The sequence below is a fragment of the Providencia burhodogranariea DSM 19968 genome, from assembly GCF_000314855.2.
Classification (GTDB): domain Bacteria; phylum Pseudomonadota; class Gammaproteobacteria; order Enterobacterales; family Enterobacteriaceae; genus Providencia; species Providencia burhodogranariea.
The window spans coordinates 921,468-936,868 of record NZ_KB233222.1 but is presented as its reverse complement, the minus strand read 5'-3'; the positions used below and the strand labels follow the sequence as shown (position 1 = coordinate 936,868).

Sequence of the window (15,401 nt, the reverse complement as noted above, 5' to 3'; positions counted from 1 at the left end):
TTATTAAACTATTTTGCGATTATTACTCGCACATATTCTTTCTAAACTGAGCCACACAAACTCATCAATCCGGCAAATGAAAATATTGCCTTAATGGTTGGGAGTGTAACAAAAAAACGTCATTTTGGCTTTGATTCCATTGAACTTCATACCACATCAACATCATATATTTGACCCATGGAGCCCATAAATTACAGTGATATGCTAATTGCTGTACATCCGTATACGCCTTATATTTTTCACAGTATTCCATCAAGAAAAAATGACGTTGCTCTGCATTAAGATGATTAGCTTGAAAATAGGTTTCTAGGGAAAATCCAATATCGGTATTCGCGGCATACTCCCAATCCAGCAATATAATCTCACGGTTATCAGTAGTGATAATATTACCAAGATGAAGATCCATGTGTGCTGGTGCCAATTTTAACGTCTTTGGCATTGCTACACATAAAAAATGCTTGTGCCATCTTAACCAATGAGATGAGCTGCGCTTAGGATCAACTAAATGACCATAATGGATGATTTCTTGCCTAAGTTGCAGCCGATAGCCAAGTAGCGGTTGACGATGTAACTTTGCCACAACAGCAGCTAATGAAGATTGAAATTGAGGTGTTAAGAATTGATCATGACTTGGATGTTCCCCTTCACACCATGACAGCAGCAGCCATTCTGCATTTCTAGCAAGTTGTTTTGGCGCATGACCAAAACCTTGCAATTGTTGCAGAATACGAGCTTCTTTGCGCCTATTCACAAACAAAGAAGCTTGAGCTTGCCCTTGAGCACGAGCGATAACACGAATAACTTGTTTAGCCTGACTGGCTCGTAAGCGATAAGTTCCACCCGAAAGCCCCGCTAGCGGCGTTATTTCCCAGTTTGGTTGTTCAATATCGGGAAAAGAACGTGCAAGTAATTCAAATAGTGAGTTTTCACTATTCAATATCATGCTTTCCTGACCAAAGGATCTCGCCACTTTGCACTGCCATTAATTGCATTTCAATGTCACGTTGTTTATTCGAACCTGAAATAACACTGTATAGAACATAATCAGCTTGTACATAACGACCTAAACCAATGGCTTTACTACGAGTAACCAGGCTATCTTCTTGTGACAAACCTAATGTTCTACGTGCCGCGTTAGCTACATCCTGTGGTACGACAGAAAAGCGATGAGTATTATCCACAGCAGTGACGATTGCAGATGTTGCGTTTTGTACAGAAAACGAGCCATTTGTATTATTTTTAACAGAATCAACTAACAATACTTTCCCACTCTCTACACCATTTGCTCCTGACATATCCCCCACCAATGGGGATACAGCAGCAGCCCAATCCGTTGTTCTTTGTTTTGGTGGTGTAGGCACTGTATCAACAGGTGGAGGGGGTTGTTGTGTTGTTTCACTCGGTTCAACAGGTACAACAGGAGGCTGAGTTTTTGGCGTTTCAGGAAGAGAAGAAAGACACCCTGCCAATAACATGGCTGTAGCTGCAACCAATAAGATCCTTTTCATTATTTTTCTCCAATCGTTTGCGGTAAGAATACATAAATACGGACATTACGCGCGAATGATGATGTGCTTTGTGCATCAACAGTAATCATTGAGTTTGCAGGTATGGACTGTTGTAAATCATGCGTTGTTGCAATTTTTAAGCCTTTGTCATCATACCAATAGAGACGGTACATCACCGTCACGGGTTCAGATTGACTATTGCTCATAGTAATTTTGGCTACTGTCGTATAATTTTCGACACTGACAACGGGTTGTTCAACGATAACTCCATGCGCTAGGATCGACGACTCCATAATGACGCTCTGCCGTTCATTAAATACCAATCCATCTCGTTTGCCCATTGAGCAACCAGCCAATACAAAAGCAATTGAACTAAGCATTAATAAGCGTGCCACTACAATCAATGGTTGCCTCACTTAATCGCCTTTATTTTGCTAGTAAAGGGCCTAAAGGACGGCCACCAACAAGGTGCATATGAATATGGAAAACTTCTTGCCCTGAATGTTTATTACAGTTCATGATTAGACGATAACCATTTTCCGCAATACCTTCTTGCTCAGCAATTTTTGCTGCGACAGTAAATAAACGACCAAGCGCTTGTTCATCGTCTGTTGTAACATCATTCACTGTTGGAATTAACTTATTTGGAATAATAAGGATATGGGATGGTGCCTGAGGTGTAATGTCACGGAACGCAGTGACTAGCTCATCCTGATAAACGATATCTGCTGGGATTTCACGTCGAATGATCTTACTGAAAATTGTTTCTTCTGCCATTTTAAATTCCTTTAATATAGTGCGCGATAGCGCCTATGGGCCGTTGACATTTAAAGGTCAATTTTTGCTCAAACTACAATTTCTTACTTAAGATAAAAAAAGCAAGGCACGTGGTACTGTTTTTTAATCATCGTAATAATTAGCATGATAGCTTTGCTACCATGCTAAGCATTCGATACAGTAAAAATAATCAGCATAATCATCAGCTCCTTATGATTATGATTTATTATCACCCACATTCAAATGGAACAGGCGGTTAAAGTTTTCTGTCGTAATTCTCGCCATTTCTTCTATGCTAACACCTTTCAAAACAGCCATATATTCCGCGACATCTCGCACATACGCTGGTTGATTCTCTTTACCACGATAAGGAACTGGTGCTAAATAAGGTGAATCGGTTTCGACTAAAATTCGGTCTAGAGGAACAACTCTTGCTGCCTCACGGATCTGCTCAGCATTACGGAATGTTACAATCCCTGAAAAAGAAATATACATACCAAGATCGAGCAATTCAATTGCCGTTTCTTTATCTTCGGTAAAACAATGCAATACACCACCGCAGTCAGCCACTTGCTCTTCACGTAAAATAGCTAACGTGTCTTCTCGTGCATCGCGTGTATGCACTATTACCGGTTTATTTACCTGACGACCAATACGAATATGCTGACGGAATGACTCTTGTTGAAGCTCAGCATTTTCTTTCTGATAATAATAATCTAGCCCGGTTTCACCTAAAGCAACAACCTCTTCGCCCGCTGCTAATTTTGCTAAACGTTCAAAATCATGCCCTTCATCCAAATTAAGTGGATGAATGCCGCAGGAAAATGCAATATTAGGGCGCTGACCAATCAGTGCTTTCATACTATCAAAGCCATTTAGCGTGGTGGCAACCGCCAACATAAAACCGACATTTCGTTCAGATGCTTTTGCAATAACATCATCAACACCCGTATGTAATTTTTCATAATCTAGGCAATCGAGATGGCAATGTGAATCAACTACAAACATATTTCACTCTTTTTCATAATGTTGGAATAGCAATTAATGCTTCCCATTGTAATAACTGATTTGTCAAAAGTAATTCTTGATTAAGCGCTGGCACTGTCATTAATTGATAGCGACAGTTTTTCCAAGCCTCATAGACATCAAACAGTTGAGAATTTGTCATTCGAGAAGCTAACACGCTCACGAGTGGCAACTGATCTTGATTTAAACAAAATTGCGACGCTTGCTGTTGTAATTTCATGCTATCAGCTAACAACCCGAGTAACCATCCAATATGTTCAATGGCTTTATCACTGTTAATTGCAGGTAATAAAGACAACATGTTGCCATGATGAATGGCTTGTGCGAGTCCTTGGCACAATACAGCCCGTTGTTGCCAATGCTCAGGTTGTAATAGTGACATAGCCGCAACCGGAGCACCTTGACACAATTTTAAGGCTGTTACTGCATCATTATAATTCACATTTGGAATCTGTTTTTGCAACCAATACAACGCCGTTTGTGATTCAGGTGGTGATAAATATGTATAAAGACAACGGCTACGAAGAGTCGCTAATAAGTTCTCTCTTTTTTCACACCCTAATAAAAAGTAAGTACCCTTTGTTGGTTCTTCCAGGGTTTTTAATAACGCATTCGCCGCTGCATCCGTTAAGGCTTCAGTTCGTGGAATATACACAACCTTAGCGCCGTTTTGTTGTGCATGACTACTCAGGGTGTCTGTCAGTTTCCTCACCGACTCAACACTAACTGATGTTTTTCCTTTTTCAGGCTCTAGTACATGGTAATCAGGATGAGTTCCCGCCAGCATTAAGCGACAGCTATGGCATTCACCACAACTTTTTAAGCCATCTGTTTTTTGACATATCAACCAGCGACTTATGCCATAACATAATGCCTCAGCACCATTACCCTGTAATGAATGTAACAACAAAGCGTGGTGCCCACGGCCTTGCTGATAAGACATTATCAATTGCCGATAAGTTTCATTCAACCAAGGGTACCAATTCATTGTTCCACCTTACTTAGTCAACCATTGTTGTAGGGTTTGACGAATATCTTGTTGCACCTTCTCAATATTTTGGCTGGCATCAATCGTTAAAATCGTTTCATCTGCGCTAGCTAATTCTAAATAGCGAGCCCGAGTCCGTTCAAAAAATACGAATGACTCCTTTTCAATGCGATCTAACTCACCACGTGCACGTGCACGTTGCAGCCCAAGTTCAGGAGTGATGTCTAGGTATAACGTTAATGCAGGTTTAAATTCACCGAGGACCAAATCACGTAATGATTGCATTAATTGACGGTCAATACCTCGACCACCACCTTGATATGCTTGTGATGAAAGGTCGTGCCTATCACCGACAACCCATTTACCTGCATCTAGTGCTGGCTTAATGATGGTTTCAACCAGTTGAACACGTGCAGCATACAGCATCAATAACTCAGCTTTATCTGTTACTTTTTCACCCGTAATGTCTTGCTTAATAAGCTCACGCAATTTTTCTGCCAATGGCGTACCGCCAGGCTCTCGCGTAAAGACAATGTCTTGTATTCCTGTTTGGTTCAAGGTTTCAACAACTGTATTAATTGCAGTCGTTTTGCCTGCCCCTTCTAATCCTTCAATGACGATATAGGCGTTTTTCATTTTACTTATCATTTTGTTTTTCAATTTGTCGATACACTTTAACTGCACGGTTATGGTCATTAAGGTTGCGACTGAATGTGTGCCCACCCGTTCCATCCGCGACAAAAAATATATAGTCTGTTTTGGCTGGATGTGCAGCAGCCTTGATTGAGGCGAGACTTGGCATAGCAATCGGGGTTGGTGGTAAACCATCGATACGATAAGTATTGTACGGCGTATAGTTATCTAAATCACTTCGATAAATTTTACCGCGATATTTATCACCCAAGCCATAAATAACAGTAGGATCAGTTTGTAACCGCATATTCTTTTTCAGTCGATTAACAAATACCGATGCTACTTGTGTTCTTTCATTGTCAATTGCGGTCTCTTTTTCAATAATTGAAGCCATAATCAACATTTCATAAGGATTTTTGTAAGGGAGTTCTTTATCACGTCCAATCCAAATTTCATCAACACTCTTTTTCATTTGCTGATGCGCACGTTTTAAAATATCAATATCTTGAGTACCTGCTGTATACAAATAAGTATCAGGATACAACCAGCCTTCAAGTTGCCCATTCCCCTCAAAACCAATCAGTGCGTATAATTCTGTCTGCGTTTTATCTTGCGCCTCATGCTTTAAATAAGGTGCATCACGTAAAATATTTGTCCAATCAGATAAGCGATTACCTTCAACAAACCGAATTGAAAATTGAGCTTCCTTACCACTTGAGATAAGTGCGAGCATTTGCTCAATATTCATATCTGGCTGTAAACGATAGGTTCCCGCCTTCATTTTCGCGAGCTCAGGACGAAACTTGAGCAACCATTGAAACTCATTACCTTGATTGATAATGTCGTCATCAACTAATAAGGTTTCAAGCGCAACACGACCCGTTCCTGCTGGGACAGTGAAAATTTTTTCTTGTGTTAAATTAAGCGGCGCTTTCGCATAATTTAGTACTTGTTGATACATAAAATAAGCAACAGAACCCAAAATGAGTGCAACAGCAATGACTGCGACGGAAATTTTTTTAACAAGTTTCATTCATCAACCATTCAATAACTAAATTTGGCAACGTAAGAAGAGATATTCAAATAATTCTCGTGATAGATAATGCCATAGTGGCTTGTTTTCATCTATTCGAATACTTGCTACAGGCAAGATTGGCATTAATGTATTACAAATAAGCACTTCATCACAGCACCCCAACACTTCAGGAAAACGTTCAACTTCTTGTAGGTCATACGGACTTGCCAATAAATGAGCCAAAATCTTTTGCCTCATTAACCCATTAACCCCCGAAAAAGCCAAACTCGGTGTAAATACTGTTTCACCTTTACGCCAGAAGATATTAGCACTACAGCATTCGATTAAAATACCATCTGTATCAACAACTAAAGCTTCATCGAAATCAGCTTCATCAATTTCTTGACGGATTAATATTTGCTCTAAGCGATTAAGATGTTTCATCCCCGCTAAATATGGATTTTTACTGATTGGAATTCTACTCAAAATGAGCTTCACACCTAATTGTTGCAAGGCTTGATAATGCTGCGGGAATGATGCTACAGAAATAATCACTGTCGGTTGATTAAATCCTACAGAGCTATAACCTCGCCCTCCTGTACCACGGCTGATGATCACTTTACAGACAAATTCGTCTTCTATCTGTTGCTGGCAAATTGCATGAACTTGCGCTTCAAGTGCCTGCCAATCAGGTTGTGGCAATTTAAGGCGAGCGCTATCCTGCACGAGACGTGCTATATGCGAATCCATCATTTTTGGCTGATGATTAAACACATGAATGGTGGTAAAGCAACCATCTCCAAATTGCACGGCGCGATCCGACACATCAATGCTGTTGCATACAACCCCATTAACCCAATATGACATTGAAATTTCTTAAAATAATAACTGATAAATCAGTCAGTAACAGGATGTTGTCTATCATAAACCAAAGTGGGTATGACTGCAAAAATGGCTATAAAAAATAAAAGCCCCAGTATTTAAAAAAACACTGAGGCTAAACCCTTCATACCGGAGATGATAACTATGCTAAACGTAGCGAACCGCTTAGCGACAATACTCATGCTCATAAATGTCAGGGGAAAAACTAAAACTTCTTATTCTTGATTATAACGACGGAAAATCAATGAGCCGTTAGTACCACCAAAACCAAATGAATTACATAAAGCGTACTCCATGTTCTCCACTTTTCTAGCTTCACCTGGTACAAAGTCAAGTTTGCACGCTTCATCTGGATTTTCCAGATTAATCGTTGGCGGAACGATTTGGTCGCACAAAGATAATACCGTAAAGATAGACTCAATCGCCCCTGCTGCCCCCAAGAGATGCCCAGTCATTGATTTTGTAGAGCTAACTAATACGTCAGTATCTTCGCCAAATACAGAAATAACCGCTTTCGCTTCAGCCAGGTCGCCTGTTGGTGTTGAAGTACCGTGAGCATTAATATAACCAATGTCACTCGCTTTGATACCTGCATCATTCAATGCATTAACCATCGCAAGTGCAGCACCTTCGCCATTTTCAGGCGGTGATGTCATATGGTAAGCATCACTACTCATACCAAAACCAACAATTTCCGCATAAATCTTCGCACCGCGCGCTTTTGCGTGCTCATACTCTTCAATAATGATAATACCTGCACCATCACCCAGAACAAAACCATCACGGTCTTTATCCCAAGGACGACTAGCAGCTTTAGGATCATCATTACGAGTAGAAAGCGCTCGTGCTGCACCGAAACCTGCAACCCCTAATGGCGTTGATGCTTTCTCTGTACCACCGGCTAGCATTACATCTGCGTCGCCATAAGCTATCATCCGAGCAGCATGACCAATATTATGAACACCCGATGTACAAGCAGTCGCAATAGAAATGCTAGGACCACGGAAACCGTACATGATGCTCAAATGACCTGCGGCCATGTTAATGATCGTTGAAGGAACGAAGAATGGGCTAACTTTTCGCGGGCCACCATGTTGTAATGCTTCACAGTTCTCTTGAATTAAGCCTAGACCACCAATACCAGAACCAATAGCCGCACCAATTCGAGTAGCATTGGCTTCTGTTACTTCCAATCCAGAATCTTTGAGGGCTTGAAAGCCTGCAGCAATGCCGTACTGGATAAATGGATCCATTTTTCGTGCTTCTTTGCGGGAAATACCATAATCTTCGTAATTGAAATCTTTTACTACGCCAGCAAATTTAGTTGCGTGGTTGGTAGTATCAAAATGTTCGATGAGGCTGATACCACTCTGTCCGTCACAAACAGCTTTCCATGATGATTCAACTGTGTTGCCGACAGGAGATAACATGCCCAGTCCGGTTACGACTACACGACGCTTAGACACGTAAATCCTCCAAGGAGGGAATAAGTTACAAAAAGAACATAGGCGGTCGAATGACCGCCTAGATAAGTTTTAAAGCAATTACTTAGATGCGTTCTCGACGTAGTCAATCGCAGCCTGAACTGTTGTGATCTTTTCAGCTTCTTCGTCAGGGATTTCGATATCGAACTCTTCTTCCAGAGCCATAACCAGCTCTACTGTGTCAAGAGAATCAGCGCCCAAGTCATCAACAAATGAAGCTGCTGTTACAACTTCTTCCTCTTTAACACCCAGTTGTTCAACGATGATTTTCTTAACGCGTTCTTCGATAGTGCTCATACTATTAAAATTCCTATCAAAACTCGCTTTCGCGATGGTTTTCGTAGTTTATAAAATACAGGAAAAGATACAACCCAATCCCGGCTGTTGAAACCATTATTTTGCATCATTTTGCGTTAATTAACACTAATAATGCAAATGGTTCCATCATTTCTTTAGATCATGTACATGCCGCCATTGACATGTAATGTTTCACCCGTGATGTAGCCAGCTTCATCAGAAGCTAGGAATGCTACAGCACTGGCAATTTCTTGCGCATCACCCAGCCTATCAGCAGGAACTTGAGATAAAATGCCTGCACGCTGTTCATCTGTCAATGCTTTGGTCATATCAGTTTCAATAAAACCAGGAGCAACGACATTGACGGTGATACCACGGGAAGCAACTTCACGTGCTAATGATTTACTAAAACCAATCAGCCCAGCTTTCGCCGCCGCATAGTTTGCCTGACCCGCATTTCCCATCACACCCACAACGGATCCGATGGAAATAATACGACCACAACGTTTTTTCATCATGGCACGCAATACGGCTTTAGATAAACGGTAAACGGATGAAAGGTTGGTGTCAATAATATCTTGCCACTCATCTTCTTTCATACGCATCAAAAGGTTATCACGAGTGATACCTGCATTGTTTACCAGTATATCAATTTCGCCAAATTGTTGACGAATATTATTCAAGGTTTCATCAATTGATGCTGGGTCTGTCACATTCAGTGCAAAACCTTTACCTTTTCCATCTAAGTAAGCAGAGATCGCTTCTGCACCTGTTTCGCTTGTTGCTGTACCAATAACGGTAGCACCGCGCGCAATTAATGTTAAAGCAATCGCTTTACCAATACCGCGACTTGCGCCTGTTACTAGTGCAATTTTTCCTTCAAAGCTCATATCGCCCTCAGAGGTTTTCTAACGCAGTGGCTAATGATACAGGATCATTGGCTGCGAAGGCAGTTAAATTAGAGACAATACGCTTGGTAAGACCAGTTAACACTTTACCCGGACCAACTTCAACAAGCTGTTCAACACCTTGACCTGCTATCAATTCGACTGTTTCAGTCCAACGTACTGGATTATACAATTGACGGACCAAAGCATCACGAATATTTTCAGCGGATTGTTCAATTTTAACATCAACGTTGTTAATAACCGGGAGTTTTGGTTCATTAAACTCAATTTCTTGCAGTGCAAGCGCTAATTTTTCTGCTGCTGGCTTCATTAATGCACAATGAGACGGCACACTTACCGATAAAGGTAATGCTCGTTTTGCACCAGCTTCTTTGCAAGCCGCGCCTGCACGTTCAACTGCATCTTTTTCACCTGCAATAACAACTTGACCCGGTGAGTTAAAGTTTACAGGAGAAACAACCTGCCCTTGTGCAGCATCCTGACATGCCTTTTCAATCGATTCATTATCTAAACCGATAATAGCATACATAGCACCAGTACCAGCCGGTACAGCTTCTTGCATTAACTTACCGCGTAACTCAACTAGTTTTATCGCAGCTTTAAAATCTATAACCCCTGCACAAACTAGCGCAGAGTACTCGCCAAGGCTATGTCCTGCCATTATTGTTGGCATTGGACCTTTTTGAGCATTCCAAACACGGAAAATTGCTACTGAAGCGGCTAATAAAGCCGGCTGAGTTTGCCATGTTTTGTTTAATTCTTCTTCTGGCCCATTTTGAACAAGTGCCCAAAGGTCATAACCTAATGCTTCAGATGCCTCAGCGAATGTTTGTTCTACTAGCTGGCTTTCAGCCGCTAAAGCAGACAACATACCAAGAGACTGAGATCCCTGACCGGGAAAAACCATAGCAAATTGTGTCATGTCTATTTTCTCAGTAAATTAAAAACGAACTAGTGCAGAGCCCCAAGTGAACCCGCCACCGAATGCTTCTAATAACACTAAATGACCACGTTGAATTCGCCCATCACGCACTGCTTCATCAAATGCTGTTGGAACTGATGCAGCAGAAGTATTGCCGTGTCTATCTAACGTGATCACAACTTTTTCCAGTGGCATGTCAAGTTTTTTCGCCGTTGCCGAAATAATTCTTAAGTTTGCTTGATGAGGAACTAACCAATCGAGCTCTTCTTTCTCAATACCACTTTCAGTAAGCGTTTCATCAACAAGATGCGCGAGTTCACGTACAGCAACTTTAAACACTTCATTGCCAGTCATGGTTAGATATGCTTCATCTTCTGAGTTACGAGCACGATTTGGTAGTGTTAGTAGTTCGCCATAACGACCATCAGCATGAAGACGGGTCGATAAAATACCTGGCTCTTCCGATGCACCTACAACTATCGCACCTGCTGCATCACCGAACAGAATAATCGTTCCACGGTCGTTCGGATCTAATGTTTTTGATAATGCATCCGCTCCAATTACTAATGCTTTTTTAGTCATACCCGTTTTAACAAACTGGTCTACGATACTAACAGCATAAGTAAAACCGGCACACGCCGCAGCAATATCAAATGCAGCACAATCATTGATGCCTAGCATTTGTTGAATTTGGCATGCTGCGCTTGGGAAAGCATGAGTCGACGATGTTGTTGCAACAACAATCAAACCAATCTCACTGCTATCAATTTGCGCCATTTCTAATGCTTTTTGTGCAGCACGAAAGCCCATTGTTGCTACGCTTTCATCTTCACCTGCAATTCTTCTTTCATGAATACCCGTGCGAGTCACTATCCACTCATCAGAAGTATCAACCATTTTTTCCAGATCAGCATTCGTTCGAGTTTTCGCTGGCAAATAGCTGCCTGTGCCTAATATTTTGCTATACATAGGTTATTGACCACTCCTGGGTAATACGATATTCAACCGAGCTGCTATTCTGTCAGGAACTTGTCTATCTACGGATTGGATTGCTCGCTCAATGGCTGCTTTAAAAGCACCTTCATTAGCTGCACCGTGACTTTTTATGACGATACCTTTTAATCCTAACAGAGTCGCACCGTTATACTGGTCGGGGTTCAACTCCCCAAAACGCTTCATTAGACGTTTTTTAAGCCATTTTTTAACCAATTGGATAATCCAGCTGGTTTTTTTACTTTTTTCTTCTGTTGACTTTAACAATGAAAGGATAACACGTATCACCCCTTCCATTGTTTTTAACGTGACGTTACCTGCGAAGCCGTCACACACTAAAACATCTGTTTTGCCTGTCAGCAATTCATTACCTTCAACATAACCGATATAGTTTATTGCCGCGGTTTCTTTGAGCACTGCGGCGGCTTCGCGGATATTATCAAGCCCTTTACTCTCTTCCTCACCAATATTAAGTAAGGCAACCTTCGGTGATTTAATATTAGCGACTTCTTCAGCAACAACTGAACCCATCACTGCAAACTGAACTAACATCTCACTACTACAATTGACATTAGCACCTAAATCTAGCACAACTGTTTGACCTTTTTGCAGGTTTGGCAAAATTGTCATTAATGCAGGACGCTCTATACCTTCTATAGATTTTAGCATCAATTTAGCTAATCCCATCAGAGCACCAGTATTGCCAGCACTTACGCACGCTTGTGCCTGCCCAGTCTTCACTAACTCTAACGCCGTTCGCATGGATGTTCCTTTACTTTGTCGGATGGCTGTTGATGGTTTAACATCATTCGCTATCACATTTTCAGCAGGAATAATTTCGACACGCGAAGTAAGCTCAGCACTTTGTTGTGCAAGCAGAGGTTGAATGGCGTCAGGTTGACCGACTAGCAGCAATTTGAGCGATGGATTAGATGCCAGAGCCTGCAATGCTGCAGGCACTGTGACGCGGGGACCAACATCCCCGCCCATAGCATCTAACGCGATGGTTAGATTAGCCAAGGTATCAACTTGTAAATCAAGAATTACTTGTTGATAACCTTACGGCCACGGTAATAACCGTCTGCAGTCACATGGTGACGCAGGTGGGTTTCACCTGAGGTTTTGTCTACAGAAACTAGGGTAGCAGTCAGTGCATCATGTGAGCGACGCATACCGCGTTTTGAACGAGTTGGTTTATTCTGTTGTACGGCCATTGACCTTACTCCTTAAGTACTTTTCTTTAAACTGGCTAATACGGCAAATGGATTTGGTTTTGCTGCCTCAGGAGGTAGTTCGCCAAAAACCATGTCCGCTTCGGACACTTCACAGTGTTCAGAATCATGAACCGGAACAACTGGTAAAGAAAGAATTATTTCATCTTCTATCAATCCCAGCAAATCTATTTCACCAAATTCATCAAATTGAACTGGTTCATAGCCTTCCGGTAATGCTTCGGCCTTTTCGTCATCGACGACAGGACTAAAACAATACGATACGTAGGTATGATGTTTGAAGTCTTTTCTGCAACGCTGACATTGTAGCGTGACATCCACTTGGGCATGCCCTTTTACAACGGTCAGACGTTGTTTATCGATTTCAAATGCTAATTCGCATTCAACATCACTGTCTACACTGACTACTGATTCAGCAATACGTGTTACTTGCTCAGGTGTATAACTCCCGACATAGTCGAGGTTTTTCTGAGCGGCACGCTGCGCATCGATAGTCAGGGGTAATTTTACCTTTTGCATAAGGCGCGCATATTAACTTTGTAATGAACTATAGTCAAAGAAAAAGGCGGGGTAAACTCGCCTTTTCACCAAAAAATCGCCTGTTAAGCGGTAGATAGTTTAAAATGAGTTCATCCTTTTGGCTACGAATTTCGAGAAAAAAATGAAATCGCTTATTTTGGCATCAACCTCATCATACCGACAGCAGCTATTAAAGAAACTCAGTTTACCTTTTTTAGCAGTTGCACCTGATGTTGACGAAACTCCCGTGTTAAATGAATCTGCAGAAGCATTAGTGACTCGCTTAGCCTATGCTAAAGCCCATGCTATCAGAGAACGCTATAATCAAAATTTAATTATTGGATCAGACCAAGTCTGTGTCATTGATGGGCAAATTGTTGGTAAACCTCTCACCTTTGATAATGCATTTAAACAACTTAAGTGTGCTTCGGGGCACAAAGTCACTTTCTATACTGGGTTGTGTTTACTTGACTCAACAACCGGTCAATACAACCTGCAATGTGAATTATTCAATGTTTATTTTCGTTCATTAAGTGATAAAGAGATAGAAACATATCTACGTAAGGAAGAACCTTATCAATGTGCAGGAAGTTTTAAATCGGAAGGATTGGGGATCGCCCTATTTGATAAACTAGAAGGCCGCGACCCAAATACATTAATTGGCTTACCACTTATTTTGCTGTTAGATATGCTACGCAACCACGACTATAACCCTTTGAGTAATTGAGTTTATTCGCATACATCAGGTTGCATAACACCTATTATAGACTTGATAACATCACTTAACGACTCAATAGTACAATTGAGAATTAAATGAATAGCCGGCAAGCGGGTATCTTGCCGGATTATCACTATGATTGTGCTTTACGCGAACGTAAAATTTTCAAACAGTGATTAAGATCTTCATGTAATGGGGCTTGTATACGCATCTCTTCACCACTCTTAGGATGGGTGAATTTTAATGAACTCGCATGCAAGAATAACCTTTTTAACCCCGTTCCTGCCAATTGGCTATCAAATTGCTTATCGCCATAACGATTGTCAAATGCAATTGGATGCCCAGCATGAAGAGTATGTACGCGAATTTGATGCGTACGCCCTGTTACCGGACTGGCTTTGACTAGTGTCGCATTATCAAAGCGCTCTTCAACTTTAAAGCGAGTTTCTGACGGTTTACCTTCACTATTCACCCGTACGATACGTTCGCCGCTTTGTAAAATATTTTTCAAAAGTGGAGCCTGAACCACTTTAGTATGAGATTGCCAATTGCCTCGCACCAAAGCCATATAATCTTTTTGCATTTGTTTAAGACGCAATTGCTCATGTAAGGCTCTGAGTGCTGAACGTTTTTTAGCGACCAGTAAAATGCCTGATGTATCCCTATCAAGGCGATGAACTAATTCTAAGAAACGCGCTTCTGGGCGCAATGCACGCAACCCTTCAATCACACCAAAACTTAACCCGCTTCCACCATGTACAGCGGTGCCCGATGGTTTATTAATCACTAAAATTGAATCATCTTCATAAAGGATACAATCAGCTAACGCTGCAACTTTATCCAATTTTGCTGAAACTGGGGCCTCTTCACGTTCCGCGACTCTCACAGGTGGTACTCGAACCTGATCGCCTGCTGCAAGCTTATATTCAGGCTTGATACGCCCTTTATTGACCCTGACCTCACCCTTACGGATAATGCGATAGATCATGCTTTTGGGAACACCCTTTAACTTTGCGAGCAGGAAGTTATCGATGCGTTGCCCGGCTTCGTCATCGCTAATATCGATAAACTGAACTTGATTTTGTATTTTCATTCGGGAATGTGCTAACTCTGATTGATTAAATTACGACCTTATTTGCGAGTTATATCATACCGACTCCACAAATTTTTTTATCTTTTTTTTTATTTGGTTAAAGAATAGCTTGTTAGTCATATTTATAAATAAAATTTTAATTTAACTCACGTATCAACTTGCTATAATGACGCTGGCAATGGGATAATGCACATTGCCATCATGTTTGATAAAACGATAATTGGCATAATATAGAAATTTGCTATTTGATTGAGTAACGATGCTGCAATGGCGTAAGACATCTAACAATATCAAATAATTAGCGAGCAACGAATATTAGCTTTTTGGGTTAGGAACTTCCGTTTATTATACTAATGACGGCTTTCTGATTAAGAACGCTGAATTTTTAATCTAAAAATCAGGTTCA

At 41.1% G+C, this 15,401-nt stretch carries 19 protein-coding genes; 1 reads left to right on the top strand and 18 read right to left on the bottom strand.

Going from position 1 to position 15,401, the window contains the following annotated elements:
- Positions 1 to 64: 64 nt before the first annotated feature.
- The 17 genes from OOA_RS03930 to yceD form a co-directional block, all read right to left on the bottom strand.
- Complete coding sequence (locus OOA_RS03930) at positions 65 to 943, bottom strand: phosphotransferase (RefSeq protein WP_008910826.1); 879 nt, start codon at positions 941 to 943, stop codon at positions 65 to 67.
- Positions 930 to 1,508 carry a penicillin-binding protein activator LpoB gene (lpoB, locus tag OOA_RS03925; protein WP_008910825.1) on the bottom strand — a complete coding sequence of 193 codons (579 nt, stop codon included), beginning with the start codon at positions 1,506 to 1,508 and terminating at the stop codon, positions 930 to 932. The genes OOA_RS03930 and lpoB overlap by 14 nt, the downstream gene beginning before the upstream one ends.
- Complete coding sequence (locus OOA_RS03920) at positions 1,508 to 1,924, bottom strand: YcfL family putative periplasmic lipoprotein (protein ID WP_008910824.1); 417 nt, start codon at positions 1,922 to 1,924, stop codon at positions 1,508 to 1,510. Before OOA_RS03920 ends, lpoB begins: the two co-directional genes overlap by 1 nt.
- A gap of 10 nt (positions 1,925 to 1,934) precedes the next feature.
- A complete protein-coding gene (gene hinT, locus OOA_RS03915; protein ID WP_008910823.1) occupies positions 1,935 to 2,285 on the bottom strand; it encodes a purine nucleoside phosphoramidase in 351 nt (116 codons plus the stop codon).
- Between the two features lie 216 nt (positions 2,286 to 2,501).
- Positions 2,502 to 3,293, bottom strand: a complete 792-nt coding sequence (locus tag OOA_RS03910; protein WP_008910822.1) for a metal-dependent hydrolase — start codon at positions 3,291 to 3,293, stop codon at positions 2,502 to 2,504.
- A gap of 13 nt (positions 3,294 to 3,306) precedes the next feature.
- Positions 3,307 to 4,299 (bottom strand): DNA polymerase III subunit delta', encoded by a 993-nt coding sequence (holB, locus tag OOA_RS03905; protein ID WP_008910821.1) that lies wholly within the window; start codon positions 4,297 to 4,299, stop codon positions 3,307 to 3,309.
- Between the two features lie 9 nt (positions 4,300 to 4,308).
- Entirely contained in the window at positions 4,309 to 4,935 is a 627-nt protein-coding gene (gene tmk, locus OOA_RS03900) for a dTMP kinase (protein ID WP_008910820.1), read from the bottom strand.
- Between the two features lies 1 nt (position 4,936).
- On the bottom strand, positions 4,937 to 5,965 hold the full coding sequence (gene mltG / locus OOA_RS03895; protein WP_008910819.1) for an endolytic transglycosylase MltG: 1,029 nt from the start codon (positions 5,963 to 5,965) through the stop codon (positions 4,937 to 4,939).
- A gap of 18 nt (positions 5,966 to 5,983) precedes the next feature.
- Complete coding sequence (gene pabC, locus OOA_RS03890) at positions 5,984 to 6,814, bottom strand: aminodeoxychorismate lyase (protein WP_008910818.1); 831 nt, start codon at positions 6,812 to 6,814, stop codon at positions 5,984 to 5,986.
- A 230-nt stretch (positions 6,815 to 7,044) separates the two neighbouring features.
- A complete protein-coding gene (fabF, locus tag OOA_RS03885) occupies positions 7,045 to 8,295 on the bottom strand; it encodes a beta-ketoacyl-ACP synthase II (RefSeq protein WP_008910817.1) in 1,251 nt (416 codons plus the stop codon).
- A 78-nt stretch (positions 8,296 to 8,373) separates the two neighbouring features.
- The gene (acpP, locus tag OOA_RS03880) at positions 8,374 to 8,610 is read right to left on the bottom strand and encodes an acyl carrier protein (RefSeq protein ID WP_008910816.1); all 237 of its coding nucleotides are present in this window, start codon (positions 8,608 to 8,610) and stop codon (positions 8,374 to 8,376) included.
- A 155-nt stretch (positions 8,611 to 8,765) separates the two neighbouring features.
- A complete protein-coding gene (gene fabG / locus OOA_RS03875; protein ID WP_008910815.1) occupies positions 8,766 to 9,500 on the bottom strand; it encodes a 3-oxoacyl-ACP reductase FabG in 735 nt (244 codons plus the stop codon).
- Positions 9,501 to 9,507: 7 nt separating this feature from the next.
- Complete coding sequence (fabD, locus tag OOA_RS03870; RefSeq protein WP_008910814.1) at positions 9,508 to 10,440, bottom strand: ACP S-malonyltransferase; 933 nt, start codon at positions 10,438 to 10,440, stop codon at positions 9,508 to 9,510.
- An 18-nt stretch (positions 10,441 to 10,458) separates the two neighbouring features.
- The gene (locus tag OOA_RS03865; RefSeq protein ID WP_008910813.1) at positions 10,459 to 11,409 is read right to left on the bottom strand and encodes a beta-ketoacyl-ACP synthase III; all 951 of its coding nucleotides are present in this window, start codon (positions 11,407 to 11,409) and stop codon (positions 10,459 to 10,461) included.
- A 3-nt stretch (positions 11,410 to 11,412) separates the two neighbouring features.
- Positions 11,413 to 12,453 carry a phosphate acyltransferase PlsX gene (gene plsX, locus OOA_RS03860; protein WP_008910812.1) on the bottom strand — a complete coding sequence of 347 codons (1,041 nt, stop codon included), beginning with the start codon at positions 12,451 to 12,453 and terminating at the stop codon, positions 11,413 to 11,415.
- A gap of 23 nt (positions 12,454 to 12,476) precedes the next feature.
- The gene (gene rpmF, locus OOA_RS03855) at positions 12,477 to 12,647 is read right to left on the bottom strand and encodes a 50S ribosomal protein L32 (RefSeq protein ID WP_004253223.1); all 171 of its coding nucleotides are present in this window, start codon (positions 12,645 to 12,647) and stop codon (positions 12,477 to 12,479) included.
- A gap of 12 nt (positions 12,648 to 12,659) precedes the next feature.
- Positions 12,660 to 13,184: a 23S rRNA accumulation protein YceD gene (yceD, locus tag OOA_RS03850; protein ID WP_008910811.1), complete on the bottom strand. Its 525-nt coding sequence runs from the start codon at positions 13,182 to 13,184 to the stop codon at positions 12,660 to 12,662.
- 142 nt (positions 13,185 to 13,326) lie between these two features.
- Between yceD and OOA_RS03845 the strand changes: the two genes are divergently transcribed.
- Complete coding sequence (locus OOA_RS03845; protein ID WP_008910810.1) at positions 13,327 to 13,911, top strand: Maf family protein; 585 nt, start codon at positions 13,327 to 13,329, stop codon at positions 13,909 to 13,911.
- Positions 13,912 to 14,035: 124 nt separating this feature from the next.
- Here the strand turns inward: OOA_RS03845 and rluC are convergent, their stop codons facing one another.
- On the bottom strand, positions 14,036 to 14,995 hold the full coding sequence (gene rluC, locus OOA_RS03840; protein WP_008910809.1) for a 23S rRNA pseudouridine(955/2504/2580) synthase RluC: 960 nt from the start codon (positions 14,993 to 14,995) through the stop codon (positions 14,036 to 14,038).
- Positions 14,996 to 15,401 lie beyond the last annotated feature (406 nt).

Excerpts from the sequence above, each read along its gene's own strand:
- OOA_RS03930 (WP_008910826.1), bottom strand. The coding sequence starts at position 943 with ATGATATTGAATAGTGAAAACTCACTATTTGAATTACTTGCACGTTCT.
- lpoB (WP_008910825.1), bottom strand. The coding sequence starts at position 1,508 with ATGAAAAGGATCTTATTGGTTGCAGCTACAGCCATGTTATTGGCAGGG.
- hinT (WP_008910823.1), bottom strand. The coding sequence starts at position 2,285 with ATGGCAGAAGAAACAATTTTCAGTAAGATCATTCGACGTGAAATCCCA.
- OOA_RS03910 (WP_008910822.1), bottom strand. The coding sequence starts at position 3,293 with ATGTTTGTAGTTGATTCACATTGCCATCTCGATTGCCTAGATTATGAA.
- holB (WP_008910821.1), bottom strand. The coding sequence starts at position 4,299 with ATGAATTGGTACCCTTGGTTGAATGAAACTTATCGGCAATTGATAATG.
- tmk (WP_008910820.1), bottom strand. The coding sequence starts at position 4,935 with ATGAAAAACGCCTATATCGTCATTGAAGGATTAGAAGGGGCAGGCAAA.
- mltG (WP_008910819.1), bottom strand. The coding sequence starts at position 5,965 with ATGAAACTTGTTAAAAAAATTTCCGTCGCAGTCATTGCTGTTGCACTC.
- pabC (WP_008910818.1), bottom strand. The coding sequence starts at position 6,814 with ATGTCATATTGGGTTAATGGGGTTGTATGCAACAGCATTGATGTGTCG.
- acpP (WP_008910816.1), bottom strand. The coding sequence starts at position 8,610 with ATGAGCACTATCGAAGAACGCGTTAAGAAAATCATCGTTGAACAACTG.
- fabG (WP_008910815.1), bottom strand. The coding sequence starts at position 9,500 with ATGAGCTTTGAAGGAAAAATTGCACTAGTAACAGGCGCAAGTCGCGGT.
- fabD (WP_008910814.1), bottom strand. The coding sequence starts at position 10,440 with ATGACACAATTTGCTATGGTTTTTCCCGGTCAGGGATCTCAGTCTCTT.
- OOA_RS03865 (WP_008910813.1), bottom strand. The coding sequence starts at position 11,409 with ATGTATAGCAAAATATTAGGCACAGGCAGCTATTTGCCAGCGAAAACT.
- rpmF (WP_004253223.1), bottom strand. The coding sequence starts at position 12,647 with ATGGCCGTACAACAGAATAAACCAACTCGTTCAAAACGCGGTATGCGT.
- yceD (WP_008910811.1), bottom strand. The coding sequence starts at position 13,184 with ATGCAAAAGGTAAAATTACCCCTGACTATCGATGCGCAGCGTGCCGCT.
- OOA_RS03845 (WP_008910810.1), top strand. The coding sequence starts at position 13,327 with ATGAAATCGCTTATTTTGGCATCAACCTCATCATACCGACAGCAGCTA.
- rluC (WP_008910809.1), bottom strand. The coding sequence starts at position 14,995 with ATGAAAATACAAAATCAAGTTCAGTTTATCGATATTAGCGATGACGAA.